The organism is Bradyrhizobium sp. CB1717 (assembly GCF_029714325.1).
GTDB lineage: Bacteria > Pseudomonadota > Alphaproteobacteria > Rhizobiales > Xanthobacteraceae > Bradyrhizobium.
This window is the reverse complement of record NZ_CP121666.1, coordinates 5,031,647-5,055,329: the sequence shown is the minus strand read 5'-3', so window position 1 is coordinate 5,055,329 and position 23,683 is coordinate 5,031,647. Positions and strand designations below refer to the sequence as shown.

Below are 23,683 nucleotides of genomic sequence, written 5' to 3'. Positions count from 1 at the left end.
GTGACAAACGCGGACGACAGCCAGGCCGCAGCAAGGCCGCAACACCATATCCGTAATTCGCATAAGGTATATTATGGAATATCTTTATATACAATTGGATCAGATATTTAGGCAGAACTTCTGACACCGCGCCTTCGCTCCGGCGCCGTTCCGGCCCAGCACTCGACCATTGTCCCAGCGCTTGACGGCTACTGTGCATGGGGTTGTTTTCGTACTTTTTTTGTCGGGCCCCATGTGGCGAAAGCCGATATTGCCGTGACGTTGTCCGGCTGCAATAAGCGAGCTTCGCGAGATCGCAGATGACCTTCTGACGTGACGTCCGTATAGGTTTGCATCTCAGAACAAAAACAATCCTTCCGAGGAAGCAGACCCATGGTCTTTTCAACGCGCTTTTCCCGACGCACGCTTCTCAAGGCCTCCGCCGCGACCGCGGTCCTGGGCGGCATTGGCGCGCCCCATGTGGCCCGCGCCCAGAGCGCCGAGTTCACCTACAAATACGCCAACAACCTGCCGGACACCCATCCGCTGAACGTGCGCGCCAAGGAGATGGCGGCTGCGATCAAGGCCGAGACCCACGGCAAATTCGACCTCCAGATCTTCCCGAACAACCAGCTCGGCTCCGACACCGACATGCTGAGCCAGATCCGCTCCGGCGGCGTCGAGTTCTTCACGCTGTCGGGCCTGATCCTGTCGACCCTGGTGCCGGCCGCGTCCATCAATGGCATCGGCTTTGCGTTCCCGGACTACGACACGGTCTGGAAGGCCATGGACGGCGACCTCGGCGCCCATGTCCGCGGCGAGATCAAGAAGGCCGGCCTCGAGGTCATGGACAAGATCTGGGACAACGGCTTCCGCCAGACCACGTCCTCGACCAGGCCGATCACCGGTCCCGACGATCTCAAGGGCTTCAAGATCCGCGTCCCGGTGTCGCCGCTGTGGACCTCGATGTTCAAGGCGTTCGACGCCGCGCCCGCCTCGATCAATTTCAGCGAGGTCTATTCGGCGCTCCAGACCAAGATCGTCGAGGGCCAGGAGAACCCGCTGGCGATCATCTCGACCGCCAAGCTCTACGAGGTGCAGAAGTACTGCTCGCTGACCAACCACATGTGGGACGGCTTCTGGTTCCTGGCCAACCGGCGCGCCTGGAGCGCGTTGCCGGAGGACGTGCGCACCATCGTCGCCAAGAACATCAATGCCGCCGCCGTCAAGGAGCGTGAGGACACCGCCAAGCTCAATGCCAATCTGCAGCAGGAGCTCGCGGCCAAGGGCCTGACCTTCAACCAGCCCACTGTCGCGCCATTCCGCGACAAGCTGCGGTCCGCGGGCTTCTATGCCGAGTGGAAGGGCAAGTACGGCGACCAGGCCTGGGACCTGCTGGAAAAGGCCGTCGGCAAGCTGTCGTAACGCGTTGGGGCCGTCATGGCTCATGTCGAGGTTCAGGTGACCGAAGTGGCGGGCGAGGCGGCTGTTCAGTCCCCTCGCCGACCTTCCTTGCTGACCTCGACGGAGCGCCTGCTCGGCCTCCTGGTCGAAATCCCGGCGGCCATTCTGGTGGTCGCCGAGATCGTGATCCTGTTCGCCGGCGTGGTCGCGCGCTATGGCCTGCACCGGCCGCTGATCTGGTCGGACGAGCTCGCCTCGATCCTGTTCCTGTGGCTCGCCATGCTGGGCGCGGCGGTCGCATTCCGCCGCTCCGAGCACATGCGCATGACCGCCGTCGTCGCGAGCGCCGGACCTGCGATGCGGGCCTATCTCGACCTGATCGCGACCTCTGCAGCGCTGGCATTCCTGGCGCTGATCGTCTGGCCGTCCTGGGACTACGCCTACGAGGAAAGCTTCATCACCACGCCGGCGCTGCAGATCTCGAACATGTGGCGCGCCGCGGCGCTGCCGGCCGGCGTCTGCCTGATGGCCGCGTTCGCGCTGCTGCGGCTGCTGCGCGCCGCCGATTACCGGATGGTGCTTGCGGCCGTGATCTCGGTTGCTATCGTCGTCGGCCTGTTCTGGCTCGCGCAGCCATACTTGCGGCCGCTCGGCAATCTCAACCTCGTCATCTTCTTCGTCGGCGTCGCTGGCTTCTGCGTCTTTGCCGGCGTTCCCATTGCGTTCGGCTTTGGTCTCGCCATCTTCGGCTACCTGGCGCTGACCACGCGCACGCCGGTGATGGTGCTGGTCGGGCGGATGGACGAGGGCATGAGCCACCTCATCCTGCTCTCGGTGCCGCTATTCGTGTTCCTGGGGTTGCTGATCGAGATGACCGGCATGGCACGCGCCATGGTGGCCTTCCTGGCCAGCCTGCTCGGCCATGTCCGCGGCGGCCTGCATTATGTGCTGGTCGGCGCCATGTACCTGGTCTCAGGCATATCAGGCGCCAAGGCCGCCGACATGGCCGCGGTCGCGCCCGTGCTGTTCCCCGAAATGAAGCAGCGCGGCGCCAAGCCCGGCGATCTCGTCGCGCTGCTGGCGGCAACCGGCGCCCAGACCGAGACCATTCCGCCGAGCCTCGTGCTGATCACCATCGGCTCGGTCACGGGCGTCTCGATCGCGGCGCTGTTCACCGGCGGCCTGTTGCCCGGCGTCGTGCTCGCGGTCACCCTGTGCATGCTGGTGTGGTGGCGCTACCGCCACGAGGACATGAGCCACGTCCGCCGCGCCACGGCTTCGGAGATCGGCAAGACCTTCGTCATCGCCCTGCCCGCACTCGCACTGCCCTTCGTGATCCGCTACGCCGTGGTCGAGGGCATTGCGACCGCGACCGAGGTCTCCACCATCGGAATCGTCTATGGCGCCCTGGTCGGCCTCCTCGTCTACCGCCGCTTCGACTGGCGGCGGCTGTTTCCGATGCTGGTCGAGACCGCGGCGCTGTCGGGCGCGATCCTCCTGATCATCGGCACGGCCACCGGGATGGCCTGGGGCCTGACGCAATCCGGTTTCTCGCGCTCGCTGGCAGCCGCCATGACCGGTTTGCCTGGCGGGGCTGCGACCTTCATCGCCGTGTCCATCCTGGCTTTCACGATCCTCGGCAGCGTGCTGGAGGGCATCCCGGCGATCGTTCTGTTCGGGCCGCTGCTGTTTCCGATCGCCCGCGCCGTCGGCGTGCACGAGGTGCACTATGCCATGGTGATCATTCTCGCCATGGGTATAGGACTATTCGCGCCGCCCTTCGGCGTCGGCTATTATGCCGCCTGCGCCATCGGACGCGTCGATCCGGCCGAAGGCATCAGGCCGATCTGGGGCTATCTGCTGGCGCTGCTCGTGGGATTGATCATCGTTGCGATCTTCCCCTGGATCTCGATCGGATTTCTTTGACGCGGTTTAAGGAGGGTGTCGATGAGTGAGCGACAGAACCCGTACAATATTGGCCTCGACAAGACCCAAGCCAACTACGTGCCGCTGAGCCCGCTAAGCTTCCTCGCGCGCAGCGCGGCGGTCTATCCCGATCACGTCAGCACCGTCTATGAAGGCCGCAGCTTCACCTGGGCGCAGACCTATGAACGCTGCAGACGCTTTGCCTCGTATCTCGTCGGCAAGGGCATCGGCGTCGGCGACTCCGTGGCGGCGATGCTCCCGAACATCCCCGCGATGAACGAGGCGCACTTCGCCGTGCCGATGGCCGGCGCCGTGCTCAACGCGCTCAACATCCGCCTCGATGCGCCCTCGATCGCGTTCCAGCTCGATCATGGCGGGGCGAAGATCATCCTGGTCGATCCCGAATTTTCGGGCGTCATCACCGATGCGCTGGCGCAGATGAGCGGGCCAAAGCCGTTCGTGATCGATGTCGACGATGCCGCCTTCAAGGGCGGCAAGCGGATCGGCGAGATTGAATATGAGGCCGCCGTTGCCCAAGGCAATCCCGGCTTCGCCGCGGTCCCACCAAGCGACGAATGGGACGCGATCGCGCTGAGCTACACCTCGGGCACGACGGGCAATCCCAAGGGCGTCGTCACCCATCACCGCGGCGCGTATCTGAACGCGGTCAGCAACATCCTCGCCGGCAATCTCGGCCAGCATCCGGTCTATCTCTGGACGCTGCCGATGTTCCACTGCAACGGCTGGTGCTTCCCCTGGACCATCGCGGCCGCGGCCGGCATCAATGTCTGCCTGCGCAAGGTCGAGCCGACAAAGATCTTCGAGCTGATCAGGCAACATGGCGTCACCCACATGTGTGGCGCGCCGATCGTCTACAACACACTGATCAATGCACCTGACGCGCCGAAGGGTAACGCCGCGCGCCGGGTGGTCGGCCTGATCGCCGGCGCCGCACCGCCTGTCGCGGTGCTCGAAGGCGCAGAAAACATCGGCATCAAGCTGACGCATGTCTACGGCCTCACCGAGGTCTACGGCCCCGCCTCCGTCTGCGCCGAGCAGCCCGGCTGGGACGACCTGCCCGCCGCCGAACGCGCCAGCCTGAAGCGGCGGCAGGGCGTGCCCTACCCGCTCGAAGAAAGCGTCACCGTCATCAATCCGCAGACCATGCAGGAGGTGCCGCGCGACGGCGAGACCATCGGCGAGGTCATGTTCCGCGGCAACATCGTGATGAAGGGTTACCTCAAGAACGAGAAGGCGACGACGGAAGCCTTCGCAGGCGGCTGGTTTCACACCGGCGATCTCGGCGTGCTCGACGAGCACGGCTATGTCATCATCAAGGACCGCTCGAAGGATATCATCATCTCCGGCGGCGAGAACATTTCGTCAGTCGAGGTCGAGGACATCCTCTACAAGCACCCGGCCGTGCTGTTCGCCGCGGTCGTCGCCAAGCCCGATCCGAAATGGGGCGAGGTGCCTTGCGCCTTCGTCGAGCTGAAGGACGATGCCAGTGCGACCGAGGCCGAGATCATCGCCTTCTGCCGTTCGCAGATGAGCGGCTTCAAGACGCCGAAGGCGGTCGTGTTCGGACCGATCCCGAAGACGTCCACGGGCAAGATCCAGAAATTCCTGCTGCGCAACGAAGTGGGATCAGTGAAGGCGATCTCGGCCTGAGCCTCGACACATTTGGAAACATTGACCGCGTCTCGACGGCGATTGCCGCATCGTCGGGAAACCGTTTGTGCGGGGTCGACGACATCAGGACACACCAGGAAAAGATTGGAAAACGTTAGAGACGCATTTACGATTCAGCTCCGTCGGATTCGCTGATTCCACCTGATTCGCCGCGCGGGCTGCGCGGCCGGCGGCCGGTGCGGTTGGGGCGCTTCATGCGGTTTGTGTCTTGAGCGCAGACGTGCGTGCGCGTCTGGCGCTGCTGCTATTGACGGCCGGATTGCTGCTGCCGCGCGCGGCGGATGCGCAGGTCATGCGCGAGTTCGGCGCGTTCGGAGGCGCCGAGAATTTCGCTCCCCCCGGTCCGAATGCGCCCGGCAACGGTTTTAATAATTTCGGCGGCATGAATGGCCCCATGTTCGGCGGCCCGCAGGCCGCCGGTTTTGGCGGAGCGCCGTTCGGCAACGGCAATGGCGGCAGCATGCCACCGAACTACGGCTGGAATAGCGTGCCGCCGGGACTTGCCGGCGCGGCACGGTTCGGCATGCGAGAAGCCTTTGGCGGCGGCTCCGATGGTGCTCCGCGCGGCGAGACGGCGCAGGCCACCTTCCTGGCGATGAGGCAGTTCACGCTCGCCCTGCTCGATCCCGCCATCGATGGCCGCGGCATCGGCCCGGCCGAATTGGACGCAGAGCTGGCGGCCTATGCCGATATCGGAAACGACCGGACGCATGGCGGCATCGGGCGCGAGGCCTATGGGGCGATCTACGGCAGGCCAGCGCTCGCGGCTCCGCACTGGAACGTCTGGGCTGCGGGTTTCGGCGGCTCGCAGGTATCGACCGGCGGCACCGGCTCGGCCAGCCGCAGTTTTGGCACCGTGGCCGGTGCCGATTATTCGCTCTCGCCGCAGACGCGGATGGGCTTTGCGCTGGCCGGAGGTGGCACCGGCTTCGCCAACAATTTTTCGAATGGCCGCTCCGATCTGTTTCAGGCCGGCTCCTTCGTCCGGCACAGCGTCGGATCAGCCTATGTCGCCACCGGTCTCGCCTACGGCTGGCAAGCGATCAGCAACGATCATCCGGTGACGCCGGCCGGCTCCGGACAGTTCACCGCGGCGGTCAACGCCAACGCTTATTCCGGACGCGTCGAAGGCGGCTATCGTCTTGCCACAGCCTGGTTCGGCATCACGCCCTATGCGGCGGCGCAGATCACCACCTTCCGCCTGCCCTCCTCGAGCGGAGCGCAGCCGCCCGAGAGGGCCAACGCATTTTCGACCGGGCCCGGCAGCGACAGCTTCACCGACAGCCGCACCGAGCTCGGCCTGCGCACGAGCACGCAGCTTGTGTTGCCGGGCAGCGTGGTCAGCCTGCGCGGGCGGCTTGCCTGGGCGCATGACTTCAGCGCAGGGCAATCGATCCCGGCGGCGTTCCTGTCCTTGCCCGGCCAGGGCTTGACCGCGAGCGGCGCAGCCTTGGCGTCGAACGCCGCGCTGACAGGCATTGCGCTCGAGCTGCGCGCTGTGAATGGCTGGTCCGCCTCGGCGAGCTTCGACAGCGAAGTGTCGAGCCTGATACGTGCCTACACCGGCAAGGCCGCGCTCCGTTACGCCTGGTAGGCGCGCTTTTCGGTTTGACGCGTTTTCTTGATGCGAACCGGTATCCACTTCGCGCGAAAACGCTCTAATGCGTCTCCAGCCGCAGCCCATCATAGGCGGGCACCACGCCAGGAGGCAGCGATTGCCTGATCACCTCATAATCGACATCGGCGGTCATGTTGGTGATGACCGCGCGCTTCGGCTTGAAGCGGTCGATCCAGGACAACGCGTCGTTGATGCTGAAATGGCTGACATGGCTGGTGTAGCGCAAGCCGTCGACGATCCAGAGATCGAGATTCTCGAGTGCGCCCCAGCTTTCGCGCGGGATGTCGTTGAGGTCGGGTGTGTAGGCGGCATCGCCGATGCGATAGCCGAGCGCGGGAATGTGGCCGTGCTGCACGAGGAACGCGGTCATCGTGACCGCGCCGCCCTTCCCCAGAATGGTCTGGCTCTCGCCCGCTTCGATCGAATGCCGGGTCAGGATCGGCGGATAATCGCTGCCCTCCGGCGAGATGAAGCAATAGGAGAACCGCGCCATGATGTCCTTGGCGGTCGACAGGTTGAAGTAGGTCGGAATGCGCCGGCGCATGTGCATGACGACCGAGCGCAGATCGTCCATGCCGTGGGTCTGGTCGGCATGCTCGTGAGTCAGGAACACCGCATCGATATGGTCGACGTTGGTCGAGAGCAATTGCTCGCGCAGATCCGGCGAGGTGTCGATGACGATGCGCGTTGTGCCATGCTCGGAGGCCCGTTCGACCAGCAGCGAGCAGCGGCGGCGGCGGTTTTTTGGATTGTTGGGATCGCAGGCGCCCCAGCCGAGCGCCGGGCGCGGCACGCCGGCGGAAGAGCCGCAGCCCAGGATCGTCAGCGTCAGCGTCATGCGGCTTCCAGTCTCAAGCTTTCACCTTGGAGAACAGGCGGAAGAAGTTTTCGCTTGTTTGGCGTGAGATCTCGTCGAATGACACGCCGCGCGTCTCGGCCAGCACTTTGGCAACCTCGACCACATAGGCCGGCTCGTTGCGCTTGCCTCGAAACTTGCCCGGCGCAAGATAGGGCGAGTCTGTTTCAACCAGAATACGGTCAGCCGGCAGCTCGGCTGCAAGCGCACGCAGGGCCTCCGATTTCTTGAAGGTCAGGATGCCCGTAAAGCCGATATAGAGCCCGAGCGACACCGCCTTCAGCGCCAGCTCGCGCCCGCCCGTGTAACAATGCAGCACGGCGCGAAACGATCCGCGTGCCGCCTCCTCTTCCAGAATGCGGGCGCAGTCCTCGTCGGCCTCCCGGGTGTGGATCACGAGCGGCAGGCCGGTGGCGCGTGCCGCGGCGATGTGGGCGCGAAAGCCCCTCGCCTGCGCTTCCGGCGAACCGTTGTCATAGAAATAGTCGAGCCCGGCCTCGCCGAGCGCGACGACCTTGGGATGCCCGGTCAGCGCGATCAGCTCGTCCGGCGAAATGCCGTCCTCCTCATCCGCGTGATGCGGATGGGTGCCGACCGAGCAATAGACGTCCTCGTAGCGCTCGGCGATGGGCAGAAGTTGATTCAGCCTCCGGACCCGCGTCGAGATCGTGACCATGCGGGTGATGCCGGCCGCGCGGGCGCGCGACACGATCCCGTCGAGATCTTCCGCGAAGTCCGGAAAATCCAGATGGCAATGACTGTCGACCAGCATCGAACGAACGCCTTACGCCGCCGGCTCGATATAGCGCGGGAACGCAGGCGTCGGCGCCGGCAGCGTCGAGCCGGGCGCGATGCGCTTGGCGCCGCCGAGTGTCGCAAAATTGCGCTCGTCCGCGGGAATGCCGAGGCTGTCGAGCAGCAAACCCGATGCAGTCGGCATTGCCGGCTGGGCCAGGATCGCGATCCGACGCACCACTTCGGCGGTGACGTAAAGCACCGTCTTCTGTCGGGCGGGATCGGTCTTGGCGAGCGCCCATGGCGCCTCGCCCGCGAAATAGCGGTTGGCCTCCGCGACCACGGCCCACACCGCGTTGAGCCAGTGATGGATCTGCTGCGTCGACATCGCCTCACGCGACGCTGCGATCATGCCGTCGGCCATCGCCAGGATCGCCTTGTCGTTGTCGCTGAACTCGCCGGGCTCCGGCAGCACGCCGCCGAGCTGTTTGGCGATCATCGACAGCGAACGCTGCGCGAGATTGCCGAGATCGTTGGCGAGGTCGGCATTGATGCGCGCAACGATGGCCTCGTGGTTGTAGTTGCCGTCCTGGCCGAACGGCACCTCGCGCAGGAAGAAATAGCGCATCTGGTCGACGCCGTACTGGTCGGCGAGGTTGAAGGGGTCGACGACGTTGCCGACCGACTTCGACATCTTCTCGCCCCGGTTGAACAGGAAGCCGTGGGCATAGACCCGCTTCGGCACGGGAATGCCGGCCGAGATCAGGAACGCGGGCCAGTACACGGCGTGGAAGCGGATGATGTCCTTGCCGATGATGTGCACATCGGCCGGCCAGTAGCGCCAGTTCCCATCGCTCTCATCGGGAAAGCCGATGCCAGTGATGTAGTTGGTCAGCGCGTCGACCCAGACATACATCACATGCTCTTCGTCGCCGGGCACCTTGACGCCCCAGTCGAACGTGGTGCGCGAGATCGAGAGATCGCGCAGGCCGCCTTTGACGAAGCTCACCACCTCATTGCGGCGCGAGTCCGGGCCGATGAAGTCGGGATTGTCCGTGTACAGCTTCAGGAGCTTGTCCTGATAGGCGGACAGACGGAAGAAATAGCTCTTCTCCTCGACCCACTCGACCGGCGTGCCCTGCGGACCAAGGCGCACGCCGTCGTCGTTCAGGCGCGTCTCGTCCTCGGCGTAATAGGCTTCATCGCGCACCGAGTACCAGCCGGAATAGGTATCGGCATAGATGTCGCCGTTCGCCTCCATGCGCCGCCAGATCTCCTGGGTCGAGCGATGGTGCTGTTCCTCGGTGGTGCGGATGAAGCGGTCGAACGACACGTTCAGCCGCTCGTCCATCTCCTTGAAACGGCCGGCATTGCGGGTCGCGAGCGCTGCGGGCGTCAGGCCCTCGTTCTGCGCGGTCTGGACCATCTTCAAGCCGTGCTCGTCGGTGCCGGTCAGGAAGAACACGTCCTTGCCGTCGAGCCGCGCAAAGCGCGCCAGCACGTCAGTTGCAATCGCCTCATAGGCGTGGCCGATATGCGGGCTGCCGTTGGGATAGGCGATCGCGGTCGTGATGTAGAAGACGTTGTCGCGCGCCGGAGCGGCGACGGGAGCTGTGGCTTGCGGAGCTGCGACGGGCTTCGGCGCGCGCGGCGCCTTCGGTTTTGAAACTTTGGGCTTCACGGACGCCGGCGGCGCGGCAGCCGGAGCCGGCGCGGATATCACGGCAGGCGCAGCCGCCTTTTTCGCAACCTTCTTCGCCGGAGTCTTGGCCGGAGTCTTGGCCGGCTTTTTGGCAGCCGTCTTCTTCGTAGCCTTCCTGGCGATGACCTGCTTCTTAGAAGCCTTCTTCCCGGCCTTCTTTGCCGTCTTCGCGGCGCTCTTCTTCACGCCCTTCTTTGCAGCGGCCTTCTTGGCCTTCTTCGCGGTCTTGGACGCACGCGCCTTCCCGGCCTTTTTCGCGGCTTTCTTTTCGGCCTTCTTGGCAGCCTTCTTCTTGCTGCTCTTGGCTTTGACGGTTTTCTTACCTCGCGTTGCCACGACGAATTCCTTTACCCGGCTGTATCAAAATTTGGAAACGAACCTGCGTTGGGTCATTGTTTTGAGCACGATCCTCTCGGAAAACCGCTCCACACTTTTCCGGATCATGCTCTAGCGCGTTGCGTCCGCCAGCCAGCCGAACACCGAGAAAACCAAGGGCTTTCGCTCCAGATTGTAGGTTTCGGTGTCGCGCGCGGCGCGGACGATCTTTTCCCATACCTCAGCTAGGCGCGCAAGGCGCGGCAGGTTCTGGTTGGCGTTGGCTTCGTCCGCATGCAGGCGCTCCGCGATCCAGCGGTCGATGCCGTCGATGAAGGCCGCGAGCGCAACGCGGTCGCTGGTGCCGAGCGAGTCGCCGAGCGTATGCAGTTCGCGCGGATCGACCTGCGGCAGTCGCGCCAGCAGCGCTGCCGTGCGCTGCTGCAGTTTCAGGGCGTCTCCACCGAGCAACGTCAGGGCGCGTGCGACGCTGCCCTCGGAGGCCTCCGCGGCCTCGCGCAGCGCCAGATCGGTCGGAGCAAGGTCGGCGGCAGCGGCCGCGGCGCCGATCACCTCGTCCGTTCCGAGCGGCCGCAGGCGCAGCTTGCGGCAGCGCGACTGGATCGTGGCGAGCACGCGCGCGGGCGCGTGGCTCACCAACAGGAACAGCGACTGCTGCGGCGGTTCCTCAAGGATCTTCAGAAGCGCGTTGGCCGCATTCGGATTGAGCTCGTCGACGGTGTCGACGATGCAGACGCGCCAGCCTTCCGCCGCAGCAGTCGAGCCGAAGAAGCCGATCGTCTCGCGCGTCTCGTCGACGGTGATCACCGTGCGCATCACGCCGCGATCATTGGCGGTGCGCTCCAGCGTCAGCAGCCCGCCATGCGAGCCGGCTGCGACCTGCCGCGCCACGGCGTCATCGGGATCGATCGCGAGGTTTTCGGCGCTCTGCACGGCCGGCGAAAGCGGATGGCCGTGCGCGAGCACGAAGCGCGCCATGCGATAGGCCAGCGTCGCCTTGCCGATGCCTTGCGCTCCCCCGATCAGCCAGGCGTGCGGAATCCGCCCGCTGCGATAGGCCGCCAGCAGCGCCGTCTCGGCCTCGCGATGGCCGAACAGAAGGCTCGTCTCGCGCGGATGCGGAATGGCAGTCTCACGCTCGGCCTGACGCGGGCTCATGCTGAGATCACCGAGGCGGTCGTGGGAAGGAGACGCTCGCGCAGCGCGGTCCAGACGCGGTCTGCGACGGTGTCAGGATCGGAATTGGCGTCGATCAGCACGCAGCGCGCGGGCTCTTCCTCAGCGATCTTGCGATAAGCTTCACGCAGGCCCTGATGAAAGCTGAGCTGCTCGCTCTCGAACCGGTCGGGCGTGCCAGCGCCGCGGCGCACGGCAGCACGCTGCAAGCCGATCTCGACCGGCAGGTCGAGGATGATGGTGAGATCCGGCTTGAGATCGCCGATGGTGACGCGCTGCATCGCGTTGATCAGCCCGATCGGGACGCGGCCGAGGCTGCCCTGATAGGCCCGCGTCGAGTCCGCAAAGCGATCACAGAGGACCCACGCGCCCTGGTTCAGCGCGGGCTGGATCACGGTACGAACATGATCGTCGCGCGCGGCGGCAAACAGCAGCGTCTCGGCTTCGGGCCCGAGCAGCTTGCCCATCCCCGACAGCACCAGATGGCGCATGATCTCGGCGCCCGGCGATCCGCCCGGCTCGCGCGTGACGAGGACGCGCATCCTGGCCGCCTTGAGGCGGTCGGCGAGCTTCTTGATCTGGGTCGACTTGCCCGTCCCCTCGCCGCCTTCAAAGGTGACGAAGCGTCCGCGTCCGGACGGTCGCTGTACCTTGCTCTCACTCATGATCAGAGCTTCTCGGCGCCCGCGCGGAACATGCCGATCACGAGCTCGCTGGCGCCGTCGATCGCGCGCCGCATGGTCGAACCGGTGCCGATCGCTTCACCTGCATAGACCGGCGTCTCCACCGCGATGTTGCCACTACGCCAGACCTTGACCACACCGACCTGCTGACCGGCCTCGACCGGCGCCCGTACCGGCCCCTTGTAGACCACGCGCGCGATCAGCTTGTCGCTGCCGTTCTTGTGCACCATCACCTTCACGGGCATCTTGGCGACGAGTTTCACCGAGCGGCTCTCGCCGCCAAACACCTTTGCGTAGCCGACCGGCTGGTCGGCCGCGATCAGGGTGCGGGTCTCGAAGTTGCGGAAACCCCATTCCAGCATCTTCTTGGCTTCGGTGGCGCGGTCCTCGGGGTCTTCCAGGCCGTTGACGACGACGATCAGCCGGGTGCCGTTCTGCACCGCCGAGCCGACCATGCCGTAGCCACCCTCCTTGGTGTAGCCGGTCTTGAGGCCGTCAGCACCTTCCATCGAATTCAGCAGCGGATTGCGGTTGGGCTGACGGATCTTGTTCCAGGTGTACTCCTTCTCGCCGAACAGTTTGTAGAACTCCGGAAAGTCCAGGATGATGTGCCGGGCGAGGATGCCGAGCTCCCGCACCGTCATCTTGTTGGCCGGGTCGGGCAGACCGTTGGAGTTGCCGAAGGTCGACTTGGTCATGCCGAGCTCGCGCGCCCGCTTGGTCATGAAGTCGGCGGCAAAGATCCGCTCGTTGCCCGCCATGGCTTCGGCGAGCGCGATGCAGGCGTCGTTGCCGCTCTGGATGATCGCGCCATGCAGGAGATCGTCGACCGAGACCTTGCTGTTGATGGCGGCGAACATGGTCGAGCCGCCCGAGGGCGCGCCGCCCCTGCGCCAGGCGTTCTCGCTGATCCGGTACTCGTCGGTGAGCTTGATGTCGCCTTTCTTGATGGCGTTGAACACGACTTCCGCCGTCATCAGCTTCATCATGCTGGACGGCGCGCGCAGCTCGTCGGCATTCTTCTCGAACAGCACGCTGCCACTGGACGCCTCGATCAGGATCGCGGTGGGCGCATCGCCGTCGAAGCCGGCGTCTTCCGTCTTCTTGGCGCCCTGGACGCTCTGGTTGGCCGCATAGAGCGCCCCATCCCAGCCAATCGCCGCCACGAGAACGGCAGCGATCAGCGCGCGCGCCATCGCTCCGGCGGTGAACCGGGGGCGGTGGAGCGAAAAAAGACGAAATGCCATGGCGAAGCCCTGAGAGCGGCGTTCTAACAGTTGGAACCGGTACGAACAACACGAGGCCGGCGCCGGCACCCGAGTTTGCATGATTCTCGTCACGCCCCTATCGTGACACCTTATATTTATCGACCAAACCCCTGAAACAAGGCGGAAAAGCGATGTCCTCCACCCGCACGATCAAGGCCAACGGCATCGACCTGTACATCCGCGAAGCCGGCCAGGGTCCGCTGGTCGTGCTCTGCCACGGCTGGCCGGAACTTTCTTACTCCTGGCGCCACCAGATCCCGGCGCTGGCGGACGCCGGATTTCACGTCGTCGCCCCCGACATGCGCGGCTACGGCCAGAGCGCGGCGCCGGCCGACGTGAACGCCTACTCGATCTTCGACACCGTCGGCGACGTGGTCGGCCTCGTCCGGGCGCTCGGCGAAACCAGGGCCATGGTGGTCGGCCACGATTGGGGGGCACCGGTGGCCTGGCATGCGGCGCTGTTTCGGCCCGACATCTTCACGGCGGTGGCGGGCCTGAGCGTGCCGCCGCCATTCCGCGGTCGTGGCAAGCCGCTCGACCTGCTGCGCGAGGGCGGCGTGACCAACTTCTACTGGCAGTATTTCCAGGCGCCAGGGGTCGCCGAGGCCGAGCTCGAGCGAGACGTCGCCCGCACCATGCGCATCGTGCTCGGCGGACGCGGCCTCGCCGATCCGACCGCCGCCATGTTCGTGCAGGAAGAGAAGGGCTTTCTCGGCCACGGGACCGCCGGAGAGCCGCTGCCCGCCTGGCTCGGCGAGACTGACCTCGCCTATTTCACCGAGGCCTTCCGCAAGTCAGGCTTCCGCGGCGGGCTGAACTGGTATCGCAACCTCGACCGCAATTGGGAACTGACGGCGCCTTGGCAGGATGCACAGATCCACCAGCCGTCCCTCTTCATTGCCGGTTCGAAGGACGCCGTCATCACCGGGCTGATCGGCGCCAAGCGCGTCAACGAGCTGGAGCGCGTGCTGCCCAATCTCACACGGAAGCTGATCATCGAGGGCGCCGGCCATTGGGTGCAGCAGGAGCGGCCCGACGAGGTGAATGCGGCCCTGGTGAAATTCTTGCGCGAGGCGGCGGCGCGCTAGGCCGCGAGATCCTTCCGCATCGCGACGTACGCGGCCCCCATTGTCCCGGTCTCGGCAAATCCCTGTCGCTGATAAAACCGGCGCGCGCCCTGGTTGGCCGCGAGCACCGAGAGCGTCAGCGCCGAGACACCCTGCTGCCGCGCGCCGGCGCCGAGAGCCTCCACGATCTTCGTGCCGACGCCCAGGCCGCAATCGGCCGGCCGCAGCGCGATGTCGATGATGTGCCAGCGTTCGCGCGTGCAATGAAGCAGCAGCCGGCCGATCGCGGTTCCGTCTCGCGTGACGATCAGCGAAATCGCCTCCGGAAACTGCGTGGCATAGGCGATCGTCTGGCTGCGGAATTGCTGCGCGACGATCTGCCTCACGATCGGACCCGACAAGCCCGTCGCGGTGAATTGCGCTGTCCTGACCTCCTCGAAGAGATGGCGGATGAACGAGGCATCGATCGGGCTCACCGACCGCAGCCGCAGAGCCGGATCGTCCGGGACGATGTCGAGCGACACGCCGTCGATCATGCCGTCACGCGCGCCCGCGCGTTCAGCCGAAGGACGGAAAGATTCCCGCATAGGCGATGCACCAGATGATGGCCAGGGTCGGCTGCATGTTGTCGTGGGCCTGCCCTTGCCCGGTCAGCGTGACGGCGTTGGGGGCCAAAGTGAGATTGCCGGGCGGCGCGATGAAGCCGTTGAATTGCGGATCGAGCGCAACCATGTTCTGCGCCGTTCCGGGACCCGGCGCGGCGTTCTGTGCGTTGCCGGCCCCGAGCTGCAGGGCGTGCGTGTGAATAGCCATCTCGCTCGAAATCAGGTTGACCGTCGGACTGCCGACGACCTCGCCGATGATGCGATCCTCCAACCCCTGCCCCTGGCCCTGGCTGATCACGACCGAACCGTTCAGGTTGGGCAAAGCAAAATTGGTCGTGCCGTTGCCGCCATAGTTGGTCCCGATCAGCGAAAATAACGGGGTGTATTGCTGAATTGGTACGATCTGGCCAAGGCATGGGAGCCAGGCATTGTTGAAGCCGCCGGTCGCAAAGGGAAACGTGAAGGCCTGGATCTCCCCGACATACGGACTTGACATGGTGTCTCCTCGAGACTGAGTACGGATCGATCCGCTGCTAACCGGGCGAAGGGAAGATGCCGTCGCTGCAGATGCAGTAATTGGCAACGACGGTAGGCATCATGTTGTTGTGCCCGACGCTGTTGCCAGCCGGCATCACGCAGGCGGCCATGGTTGCGTAGGGCTCCGCGTTCGCAACCGGCGCATAGAAATTGCCGACCGACGCAGTGGCGAGATGCACGGTCTGTCCGGGCACGGACGTCTCGCCCGTCGCGGTCGAGGACATCAGCGCGTGACTGTGGGTCGGCATTTCGGCCTCGACCAGTGTGTGGTTTTCCTCACCCGCGGCCTGGCCAAGCGCAAAGACCGGAAAGCCCGTTCCCTGCCCCTGTCCGATCGCAACGCGCCCGCGAAGATCGGGAAGATTGAAGCTGTTGACGCCGTCGCCGCCATAGGTGGTGCCGATCACGGTGTAGAGCGCCTGATACGCCGAAATCGACATCGCCTGACCGTTGCAGGCGAACCACCCATTCGGCACCCGCGGAAAGCCAAACAACCTGATCTCACCGATAAACGGATCCGCCATTGCACTTGATCCCCTGCCTGGGCGCTCCCGATCCGATCGCGGAATGCGCCAACCTCTAAAATCGATATCAATGGAATTCGGCTGCGAATGTCGCCGCGCGGCCGCCTAGTTCCGCGACGGATAAATTCCCTGCGTCGCGATCAGATAGCTGATGACGAGATAGGGCTGCATGTTGTTGTGGGGCTGCCCCTGGCCCTCGTTCACCAGATTGGTGCCGGTTGCCAACGGCGTGTCGGTGCTTCCCGCTGGGCCAAAGACCTTCTTCGGATTATCGGACGGCAGCGTGTTGGTGCCGAAGATGTTGCCGGCAACCTGAGCACCGCGGCCGCTACCCTGCGTCGCAATCGCCTGGATCAGGTGACTGTGACTTGGCAATTGAGACACCGTGAGGTTGATCGACATCGATCCGCTGACCATGCCGACGGGATATTGCCCGCCGCCGCCGGACGAGCCGATGATGGCACGGCCGCGAAGATCCGGAAGCGCAAACGTCGTCACGCCGTTGCCGCCGTAATAGGTCCCGAGCAGCGAGAACAGCGCTTGATTGGTCTGGATCGCCACCAATGCGCCGTTGCAGGGGGCCCAGCCTCTGGGAACGATTGCGCTGGCAAAAGGCATGATCTGGCCGAGAACTGGCTGGTACGGCATGACCCCTCCCCAAAAAGAACAGGCGCCCATGTCGTCTCGTGATGCGACGACGACAGTCCATTAAATCATAAAATGCACGATAAACGATCTACTCGCCAAGATTGTTCAACAGACCGTCCCGACAGTCAAGCGCCAGCGCAACCATAAATGCGCTCACCGTCAAATAACCTACTTGTACTTGATCACGCTTTTGTTGCCGTGGCGCAACGGCTCGCTGAAAAGTTGCGCCAGGAGCGCGCCGTTCAAACTCACACGCTTGCGTTGTGCACCGCATCTCAGCCAAATGCACGCAACGATATCAGTGAAAAATTACACAATCAGGGATTTCAGGGCGGAGCTCTGCGAAAGGGTGCCGCGAAGGGGGGCCGGTGAGTCACGCAATTGCGGTGGCCGTGCCAGGAATAAGCGGGGAATTGGCGATCTCCGTGCGCAATGGCGGAGCCGTCTCACGGCACGTCTTGCGGCCCCTCTGGCGAGCGGTTCAACGCATCTGCATTGCTGTCATCCTGATGCTCGGCGCGATGGCCGCAGCGAACGCGGCGTGCAATTTCTCGTCCGCGTCGCCCACTGGCGGCACGATCACTTTCACCGGTGCCGGGGCCGGTAACGCGGTCGGGCTCTGCGTGAGCAACGACACGGTACGGTGGGGCCTCTACGGCTCCTCGAACGGCGCCAATCCCGGCATCGATGCCTTCCAGCACTATCCGATGACCGCGGGGGGAACGACCCTCACGAACCTGAGCTACACGACGCCTAATGCCACTTACACCCTGGTGCCCGTCAACAACGGGGTCAACAACCAGCACACCGATGAATACGACATCCAGATCAACACGATTTCCGGAAGCGGCACCGATACGATCACCCTCTGGTACACCAGCAGCTGCTCGCAGAGTGCGCCTTGTAACTCCGGTGTTCATCTCACCGACACCTCTTTCACCATCACGGTCAATCTGCCCAACCCGCCGACCGTGACCTCGATATCGCCGACATCAGGTCCAACGACCGGCGGCACAAGCGTGATCATCACGGGCACCAATCTGAGCGGCGCCAGCGCCGTGAAATTCGGCGCCACCAATGCAACCGGCTTCACCGTCAATTCCAACACGCAGATCACGGCGACCTCCCCGGCCGGCGCCGGCGGCATTGTCGATGTCACAGTCACGACGTCGGTCGCAACGTCGGCGACTTCGGCCGCGGACCAGTTCACCTATGTCGCCGCGCCGACGGTCACGTCGATCTCGCCGACCTCCGGTCCGGCCACGGGCGGCACGTCGGTCGTCATGACCGGCACCAGCTTCTCGGGCGCGACGGCCGTGACCTTCGGCGGCACAGCCGCCACAGGCTTCAGTGTCGATTCAGCGACCCAGATCACCGCGACCGCTCCGGCAGGCTCGGGCATCGTTGACGTCAGGGTGACAACGGTCGGCGGCACGTCGGCGACGTCGGCGGCGGATCAGTTCACCTACATCGCGGCCCCGACCGTCACCTCGATCTCGCCAACCGCGGGGCCGACGGCCGGCGGCACCTCGGTGACGATCACCGGCACCAATTTCACGGGCGCCACGGCCGTCAGCTTCGGCGGGACAACGGCCGGTGGCTTCTCGGTCGTCAACGCGACGACGATCACCGTGACCTCTCCCGCGGGCACTGGCACGGTCGACGTCAGGGTCACCACTCCAGGCGGCACGTCAGCGACGTCCGCGGCGGACCAGTTCACCTATTTCGCGGTACCTTCCGTCACGTCGATCTCGCCGACTGCAGGTCCGCAGACCGGCGGCACAAGCGTCATCATCACCGGCACCAACCTGTCGGGTGCAATCGCGGTGACATTCGGCGGCACGGCGGCGACCGGATTCGCCGTCAATACGCCGACCCAGATCACCGCAACCTCGCCGGCCGGCACCGGCATTGCCGACATCACCGTGACGACGCCTGGCGGGACGTCGGCGATCTCAGCTGCCGATCAATTCACCTATGTCGCAGCACCCACTGTCACCTCGATTTCACCGACCACGGGTCCAGCCACAGGCGGCACCACGGTGACGATCACCGGCACCAATTTCACCGCCGCGACGGCGGTGACGTTCGGTGCAACGGCCGCGACAGGCTTCAGCGTCGATTCCGCCACCCAGATCACCGCGACATCGCCGGCCGGGGCCAGCGTCGTCGACATCAAGGTGACAACCGCCGGCGGCACGTCGGCGACATCAGGGGCTGACCAGTTCACCTACGTTGCGACGCCGACAGTGACGTCGATCTCGCCGACCCTCGGCCCGCAGGCCGGCGGCACGTCGGTCGTCATCACCGGCACCAATTTCACCGGAGCAACCGCGGTGACGTTCGGCGCGGTGGCTGCGACAGGCTTCATCGTCAATTCCGCCACCCAGATCACCGTGCCCTCGCCGGCCGGGACCGGCGTCGTAGACGTCAGGGTGACGACCACGGGCGGTACATCGGCAACGTCTGCGGCTGACCAGTTCACCTATTTCGGCGTGCCGACGGTGACGTCGATTTCGCCGACAGGCGGACCGCTGGCCGGCGGCACGTCGGTGACGATCACCGGGACCAATTTCACCGGTGCGACTGCGGTGAAATTCGGAGCGGCGAGTGCGACGGGCGTCACCGTCAATTCCGCGACCTCGATCACCGCGACCTCTCCCGCCGGCACCGGCACCGTCGATATCACGGTCACGACGCCGGGCGGAACGTCGGCCCCGTCCGCCGCGGATCAGTTCACCTACGCCGCAACGCCGACAGTGACGTCGGTGTCGCCGAATGCAGGCCCGACGACGGGCGGAACGTCGGTCACCATCACCGGCACCGCGTTCTCAGGCGCGACCGCCGTGAAGTTCGGCGCCGCCACGGCCACCAGCTTCACCGTCAATTCGGCGACCTCGATCACGGCGACCGCGCCGGCCGGCGCCGGCACCGTCGATATTACCGTGACGACGCCTGGAGGGACATCCCCGACCTCAGCATCGGATCAGTTCAACTACTCGCCGGCACCCGCCGTCACCTCGATCTCGCCGACATCCGGCCCGGCAGTCGGCAGCACGTCCGTTACGATCACCGGCTCCGGCTTTACCGGCGCCACCGCTGTGAAATTCGGCGCCAACAACGCAACGGGCTTTACCGTGAACTCGGCGACGTCGATCACGGCGACCTCGCCGGCCGGCTCCGGCACGGTCGATGTCACGGTAACCACGGTCGGAGGCACATCGCCTACCTCGGCCGCAGACCGGTTCACCTATCTGTCCTCCACGACGACGACCGGAGTGACATCGTCACAGAACCCGAGCAACTACGGCCAGTCTGTCACCTTCACGGCCAACGTAGGCAGCTCGGGTGGAACACCGACGGGAACGGTGACGTTCAACGACGGCGGCACACCGATCGGAACGTCAGCATTGTCGGCAGGTGCCGCGACTTTCGCGACGACCATCCTGACCGTCGGTAATCACACGATCACCGCGACCTACAATGGCTCGCCGGCGTTCAATACCTCGACCTCACCTGCCCTGACCCAGTCGGTCGATATTCCCGCGGACAGCGCCAAGCTGCGCGCACTTCAGGTCAACGTCACCAAGGTCGTCGCGCAAAACTCGGGACAGGCGATCTCCGGCGCCATCGACACCGCGATCTCCGAAGGTTTCAGCAACGGCGGACAATACATCACGCCTGGCGGCGGCGGTGTCCGCGTCAACTTTGCCGCCACGCCCGATGGCGATGACGAGCCGCCGGCCGGTCGCCCAGTCGATCCTCAGAACTCCAATGCCTATGCCGGCGATGGTCGCTCCGGCAGGGTCGGCCGTGGGTCTTCGCGCATCGACGACGCCTTCGCCGCGATCGATCGGGCGGCGCCGACCAAGGCACCACCTGCGCGGTTCAAGCAGCAGAAGGACTGGCTGTTCTGGATCGACGTCCGCGGCACAGGTATCGACCGCTGGGGCTCGTCCGGCAATATCGGTCAGGGAGCAACCCAGGCCACGCTCTACGGCCAGCAGATCAACCTGCTGTCTGGGCTGACCTATCGGGCCACTCCCAATCTCCTGGTTGGCGTGGTCGGTGGCTACGAGCACTTCAGCTACACCGAGACCGACATCAACGGAAAGCTGAAGGGCGACGGCTGGACCGTCGGCGCCTATCTCGGCTGGAAGATCATCCCGACGCTGCGTTACGACACGGCGGTGACCTATTCCGGTATCGGCTACGACGGCACCGCCGGCACGGCCCAGGGCAATTTCAACGGCAATCGCTGGATGTTCGCGACCGGCTTCACCGGCAGCTACAGCTGGGCCAATTTCAACATCGAGCCGTCGGCCAAGGTGTACGCGCTGTGGGAGCGGGAAAACGCCTATGTCGATTCGCTCGGCACCCAGCAGGCCGCCCGGACCTTCTCGAGCGGCCGCGCCTCGGCGGGCAGCAGGGTCTCCTACCCCGTGCCCTGGCTCGATAGCGTGCTGCTGCTGCCTTATGCCGGTGTCTACGCCGATTACTATTTCACCCAGGACGATGCCGCCGCAATCATTGCCGCAGGCGGCATCCCACTGGCTTCGACACCGCTGCTCCAGGGCTGGTCGGCACGTGTCACCGGCGGCATCGGCGCAAGGCTCGCCGGCGGCGCCACGGTCGGCTTCGGTGCCGAGCTCGGCGGCATCGGCGGCAACACGCAGATCTGGACGTTCACGGGACGCGCGCGCATCCCGTTCTGAGCAGCCAATCGGCGTCGGAACGCGCCGGCAGGATTTGCTCGCTTAGTAGAGGCCGCGGCCGCTGAGGATGCTGCGGGCTTCGGCGGCGCCGTCCGAGGCATAGGCGGCAGACGGAGCGCTCTCGGTGCTGTAGCGGCCGTCCTCGTCATAGGACACGGCGCGCGCGTTCTGGAGCGCCCGACCCCGGCTGCGGCTCGAGGCCGACATTTCCGAGGTCGCATTGAGCGAGGCCATGTCGGCGGAAGTGTTGCCGAGATTGTAGGGCCGTCCCTCCGGCATCGGAACCTCGCCGCGAATTGCGCCGCGGGTCGACGACGGCAGCTCGGGCACGAAGGGCTTCGCCGAAGCGACCCGGACCATCGAGGGCGACGGCGCCGGGATCCCGGTCCGCAGGGTCGCCATCAGCTGGCGGTCGTCGGAACCTTCGAGCGGCGCCCGGCCGACATATTCGACGCGGACCTTGGCAACGCCGTTTCCCTTGAATTCAAGCAGTTCGGCGGCTTTGTTCGAGACGTCGATGAGCCGGTTGCCATGATAGGGCCCGCGGTCATTGACGCGGACGATCAGCGACTTGCCGTTCGACACGTTGGTCACCCGCGCATAGGACGGCATCGGCAGGGTCGGATGCGCCGCCGTCAGCGAGCCCATGTCGAACACTTCGCCATTGGCGGTCAGCCGGCCATGGAAGTCGTCGCCATACCAGGACGCCATGCCCTCGGCGCGATAGTTGACGTCCTCCTCCGGAACGTAGGTCTTGCCGGCCACCACATAGGGCTTACCGATGCGATAGGTGCCGCCGCCCTTCGGGACCGGATCGCCCCAGGCCACGACCCGGGGGCTCGAGGACACGCCGTATTTCGGATCGACACGGCTGGCGAACTTGTTGGAGGAGGCGCAATTGGCGAGCGCGAGGCAGGTCGCGGCCGCCGCAATTCCACGCGCGGCCCGCAAAACCGAATCTGACCGTCGGATCCCCATTCGCCCCAAATACCATTCCGCCGGAGGCGAACCCAACCCGCTTTGGGTGACGGGCACGCGCTGTCCGGTCCTTTGCTCCGAAGCGGCCCACCACCGCGTCGGATGTGGTAACGATAACGCAACCCGAACACGGCGGAAATGGGGAGCCCGCGGCGATCACGCCGGGATGGTAAACACCCCGTTCGTTTGTCCCCGTTGATCTACGGAGCGCAGGCCGCCTGCTCTGTGCCACTCCCGGACATTCTGTTGCGCCAAATCCTCACTCCACCCCCATTGTCACGCCGCTCACTGGAATTCTTTTGACTGTGCAAGGCCGCACGCGTTCTCTCGCATGCAAGGGCGGGATTTGGAATTTAACGATGATCGAGACGGTTTCGGCACTGATGGGTCTGGTTAGCGCGGGGATTTTCCTGGCCCATGCGTTTGAAGGTTACCGGACGAGGGCCTGAAGGCACTCGCGCGGGCGACAAGCATCACCTCTTTCACGGCGGCACGTTCGGACAGTTTTTGATCGATCCGACCGGGCATCGAAGACGAGAGCGGCAGGTGTCCCATGCGTAACCATGACCTCGTATCCGATGGCTTCCTGGCATTGACCGCAGGCGGCTTGGTGCTGTTGTGCTCGAGCCTGGTGGCACTGGCCTTCGCCTGAGCACAACCACGACTTTCCTGATCTCTAACCACAGCTACACCGCGACGCAGCATGCCGTCCGCTGGGATTGCCCTGCTCTCTTTTAGTTGATTGAATTTCTGCGTTTGGCGCCTCGACTCATTTCAAGAGGCCATCACCAACGAAGGTGACGCAAATGCTTGCTGAGAAATTTTTTCTGGTTCTGGAATCGTTGATCCGCGGCGACCGCACCTATCCCGACGGAAGCCCCCGCATCGTCAGCACCGCCCCGCATGTACCCGTGAAGCTGCCGAGCCAGAAGTAACGGCGTCCTGGCGCGCCAGTCACGCGCTCAGCGCAGGCCGAGCAATGACCGCCTATAGAAGCTCTCGCGGGCCTCGTTACGGCAGACGAAGCTGCCGTCAAAACCCTGGCCGTAACGCTTCTGGCTCCTGGCGTAGTAGACGCCCTTCCTGAAATCCAGCCAGACCACCTGGTCATGCGGACAATGGCGCTGCGCCTGCGCCTCGTAGCGAAACGGCGTCAGCGGCGTCGCCGACACCCCGCCGGCACCGAGCATCATCGCCACAACAAGCGCGATTCTCCCAAGCCCGCCGCCAAAGC

The 23,683-nt window shown here is 64.8% G+C and carries 20 protein-coding genes; 8 read left to right on the top strand and 12 right to left on the bottom strand.

Annotation, left to right across the window (positions count from 1 at the left end):
• Positions 1–372: 372 nt before the first annotated feature.
• From QA649_RS24035 to QA649_RS24020, 4 genes are all read left to right on the top strand, one after another.
• Complete coding sequence (locus QA649_RS24035; protein ID WP_283019365.1) at positions 373–1,404, top strand: TRAP transporter substrate-binding protein; 1,032 nt, start codon at positions 373–375, stop codon at positions 1,402–1,404.
• Between the two features lie 15 nt (positions 1,405–1,419).
• Positions 1,420–3,309, top strand: coding sequence for a TRAP transporter large permease subunit (locus QA649_RS24030; protein WP_283019364.1), 1,890 nt, complete (start codon positions 1,420–1,422; stop codon positions 3,307–3,309).
• Positions 3,310–3,330: 21 nt separating this feature from the next.
• Complete coding sequence (locus QA649_RS24025) at positions 3,331–4,980, top strand: acyl-CoA synthetase (protein WP_283019363.1); 1,650 nt, start codon at positions 3,331–3,333, stop codon at positions 4,978–4,980.
• Positions 4,981–5,221: 241 nt separating this feature from the next.
• A complete protein-coding gene (locus QA649_RS24020) occupies positions 5,222–6,595 on the top strand; it encodes an autotransporter outer membrane beta-barrel domain-containing protein (protein WP_283019362.1) in 1,374 nt (457 codons plus the stop codon).
• Positions 6,596–6,659: 64 nt separating this feature from the next.
• Here the strand turns inward: QA649_RS24020 and QA649_RS24015 are convergent, their stop codons facing one another.
• Genes QA649_RS24015 through metG form a run of 3 tightly spaced genes read right to left on the bottom strand, consistent with a single transcriptional unit; the run spans position 6,660 to position 9,891 of the window.
• Positions 6,660–7,457: an MBL fold metallo-hydrolase gene (locus tag QA649_RS24015; protein ID WP_283019361.1), complete on the bottom strand. Its 798-nt coding sequence runs from the start codon at positions 7,455–7,457 to the stop codon at positions 6,660–6,662.
• 13 nt (positions 7,458–7,470) lie between these two features.
• Positions 7,471–8,247 (bottom strand): TatD family hydrolase, encoded by a 777-nt coding sequence (locus tag QA649_RS24010; RefSeq protein WP_283019360.1) that lies wholly within the window; start codon positions 8,245–8,247, stop codon positions 7,471–7,473.
• Positions 8,248–8,259: 12 nt separating this feature from the next.
• The gene (gene metG, locus QA649_RS24005) at positions 8,260–9,891 is read right to left on the bottom strand and encodes a methionine--tRNA ligase (protein ID WP_283019359.1); all 1,632 of its coding nucleotides are present in this window, start codon (positions 9,889–9,891) and stop codon (positions 8,260–8,262) included.
• Here metG and QA649_RS24000 point away from each other — a divergent pair.
• Positions 9,881–10,363 carry a hypothetical protein gene (locus QA649_RS24000; protein WP_283019358.1) on the top strand — a complete coding sequence of 161 codons (483 nt, stop codon included), beginning with the start codon at positions 9,881–9,883 and terminating at the stop codon, positions 10,361–10,363. The genes metG and QA649_RS24000 overlap by 11 nt on opposite strands.
• Here the strand turns inward: QA649_RS24000 and QA649_RS23995 are convergent.
• From QA649_RS23995 to QA649_RS23985, 3 genes are read right to left on the bottom strand one after another with little or no spacing between them, the layout of a single operon-like run.
• Complete coding sequence (locus QA649_RS23995) at positions 10,360–11,406, bottom strand: DNA polymerase III subunit delta' (protein WP_283019357.1); 1,047 nt, start codon at positions 11,404–11,406, stop codon at positions 10,360–10,362. The genes QA649_RS24000 and QA649_RS23995 overlap by 4 nt on opposite strands.
• Complete coding sequence (gene tmk / locus QA649_RS23990; protein WP_283019356.1) at positions 11,403–12,089, bottom strand: dTMP kinase; 687 nt, start codon at positions 12,087–12,089, stop codon at positions 11,403–11,405. The genes QA649_RS23995 and tmk overlap by 4 nt, the downstream gene beginning before the upstream one ends.
• A gap of 2 nt (positions 12,090–12,091) precedes the next feature.
• Positions 12,092–13,354: a D-alanyl-D-alanine carboxypeptidase family protein gene (locus tag QA649_RS23985; RefSeq protein WP_283019355.1), complete on the bottom strand. Its 1,263-nt coding sequence runs from the start codon at positions 13,352–13,354 to the stop codon at positions 12,092–12,094.
• A 152-nt stretch (positions 13,355–13,506) separates the two neighbouring features.
• Here QA649_RS23985 and QA649_RS23980 point away from each other — a divergent pair, with 152 nt between their 5' ends.
• Positions 13,507–14,463 (top strand): alpha/beta hydrolase, encoded by a 957-nt coding sequence (locus QA649_RS23980; protein ID WP_283019354.1) that lies wholly within the window; start codon positions 13,507–13,509, stop codon positions 14,461–14,463.
• On the opposite strand, the gene QA649_RS23975 is transcribed toward QA649_RS23980, so the two are convergent.
• The 4 genes from QA649_RS23975 to QA649_RS23960 form a co-directional block, all read right to left on the bottom strand.
• Positions 14,460–15,029 carry a GNAT family N-acetyltransferase gene (locus QA649_RS23975; RefSeq protein WP_283019353.1) on the bottom strand — a complete coding sequence of 190 codons (570 nt, stop codon included), beginning with the start codon at positions 15,027–15,029 and terminating at the stop codon, positions 14,460–14,462. The two genes, QA649_RS23980 and QA649_RS23975, sit on opposite strands and share 4 nt — an antisense overlap.
• A complete protein-coding gene (locus QA649_RS23970) occupies positions 15,001–15,543 on the bottom strand; it encodes a tail fiber protein (protein ID WP_283019352.1) in 543 nt (180 codons plus the stop codon). Before QA649_RS23970 ends, QA649_RS23975 begins: the two co-directional genes overlap by 29 nt.
• A 37-nt stretch (positions 15,544–15,580) precedes the next feature.
• Positions 15,581–16,108, bottom strand: a complete 528-nt coding sequence (locus QA649_RS23965; RefSeq protein WP_283019351.1) for a tail fiber protein — start codon at positions 16,106–16,108, stop codon at positions 15,581–15,583.
• A gap of 105 nt (positions 16,109–16,213) precedes the next feature.
• A complete protein-coding gene (locus QA649_RS23960) occupies positions 16,214–16,756 on the bottom strand; it encodes a tail fiber protein (protein ID WP_283019350.1) in 543 nt (180 codons plus the stop codon).
• A gap of 521 nt (positions 16,757–17,277) precedes the next feature.
• Between QA649_RS23960 and QA649_RS23955 the strand changes: the two genes are divergently transcribed.
• On the top strand, positions 17,278–21,471 hold the full coding sequence (locus QA649_RS23955) for an IPT/TIG domain-containing protein (protein WP_283019349.1): 4,194 nt from the start codon (positions 17,278–17,280) through the stop codon (positions 21,469–21,471).
• A gap of 42 nt (positions 21,472–21,513) precedes the next feature.
• Here QA649_RS23955 and QA649_RS23950 read toward each other — a convergent pair whose 3' ends face one another.
• Positions 21,514–22,449: a septal ring lytic transglycosylase RlpA family protein gene (locus QA649_RS23950; protein WP_283019348.1), complete on the bottom strand. Its 936-nt coding sequence runs from the start codon at positions 22,447–22,449 to the stop codon at positions 21,514–21,516.
• A gap of 806 nt (positions 22,450–23,255) precedes the next feature.
• On the opposite strand from QA649_RS23950, the gene QA649_RS23945 reads away from it, so the two are divergent.
• Positions 23,256–23,384: a hypothetical protein gene (locus QA649_RS23945; protein WP_283019347.1), complete on the top strand. Its 129-nt coding sequence runs from the start codon at positions 23,256–23,258 to the stop codon at positions 23,382–23,384.
• Positions 23,385–23,411: 27 nt separating this feature from the next.
• Here QA649_RS23945 and QA649_RS23940 read toward each other — a convergent pair whose 3' ends face one another.
• A complete protein-coding gene (locus tag QA649_RS23940) occupies positions 23,412–23,642 on the bottom strand; it encodes a hypothetical protein (RefSeq protein WP_283026085.1) in 231 nt (76 codons plus the stop codon).
• Positions 23,643–23,683: the final 41 nt, after the last annotated feature.

What these genes read in the sequence shown, in the direction of transcription:
- QA649_RS24035 (WP_283019365.1), top strand. Translation starts at nt 373, where the DNA reads ATGGTCTTTTCAACGCGCTTTTCCCGACGCACGCTTCTCAAGGCCTCC.
- QA649_RS24030 (WP_283019364.1), top strand. Translation starts at nt 1,420, where the DNA reads ATGGCTCATGTCGAGGTTCAGGTGACCGAAGTGGCGGGCGAGGCGGCT.
- QA649_RS24025 (WP_283019363.1), top strand. Translation starts at nt 3,331, where the DNA reads ATGAGTGAGCGACAGAACCCGTACAATATTGGCCTCGACAAGACCCAA.
- QA649_RS24015 (WP_283019361.1), bottom strand. Translation starts at nt 7,457, where the DNA reads ATGACGCTGACGCTGACGATCCTGGGCTGCGGCTCTTCCGCCGGCGTG.
- QA649_RS24010 (WP_283019360.1), bottom strand. Translation starts at nt 8,247, where the DNA reads ATGCTGGTCGACAGTCATTGCCATCTGGATTTTCCGGACTTCGCGGAA.
- QA649_RS23995 (WP_283019357.1), bottom strand. Translation starts at nt 11,406, where the DNA reads ATGAGCCCGCGTCAGGCCGAGCGTGAGACTGCCATTCCGCATCCGCGC.
- tmk (WP_283019356.1), bottom strand. Translation starts at nt 12,089, where the DNA reads ATGAGTGAGAGCAAGGTACAGCGACCGTCCGGACGCGGACGCTTCGTC.
- QA649_RS23985 (WP_283019355.1), bottom strand. Translation starts at nt 13,354, where the DNA reads ATGGCATTTCGTCTTTTTTCGCTCCACCGCCCCCGGTTCACCGCCGGA.
- QA649_RS23980 (WP_283019354.1), top strand. Translation starts at nt 13,507, where the DNA reads ATGTCCTCCACCCGCACGATCAAGGCCAACGGCATCGACCTGTACATC.
- QA649_RS23975 (WP_283019353.1), bottom strand. Translation starts at nt 15,029, where the DNA reads ATGCGGGAATCTTTCCGTCCTTCGGCTGAACGCGCGGGCGCGCGTGAC.
- QA649_RS23970 (WP_283019352.1), bottom strand. Translation starts at nt 15,543, where the DNA reads ATGTCAAGTCCGTATGTCGGGGAGATCCAGGCCTTCACGTTTCCCTTT.
- QA649_RS23965 (WP_283019351.1), bottom strand. Translation starts at nt 16,108, where the DNA reads ATGGCGGATCCGTTTATCGGTGAGATCAGGTTGTTTGGCTTTCCGCGG.
- QA649_RS23960 (WP_283019350.1), bottom strand. Translation starts at nt 16,756, where the DNA reads ATGCCGTACCAGCCAGTTCTCGGCCAGATCATGCCTTTTGCCAGCGCA.
- QA649_RS23955 (WP_283019349.1), top strand. Translation starts at nt 17,278, where the DNA reads ATGGCCGCAGCGAACGCGGCGTGCAATTTCTCGTCCGCGTCGCCCACT.
- QA649_RS23950 (WP_283019348.1), bottom strand. Translation starts at nt 22,449, where the DNA reads ATGGGGATCCGACGGTCAGATTCGGTTTTGCGGGCCGCGCGTGGAATT.
- QA649_RS23945 (WP_283019347.1), top strand. Translation starts at nt 23,256, where the DNA reads ATGCTTGCTGAGAAATTTTTTCTGGTTCTGGAATCGTTGATCCGCGGC.
- QA649_RS23940 (WP_283026085.1), bottom strand. Translation starts at nt 23,642, where the DNA reads ATGATGCTCGGTGCCGGCGGGGTGTCGGCGACGCCGCTGACGCCGTTT.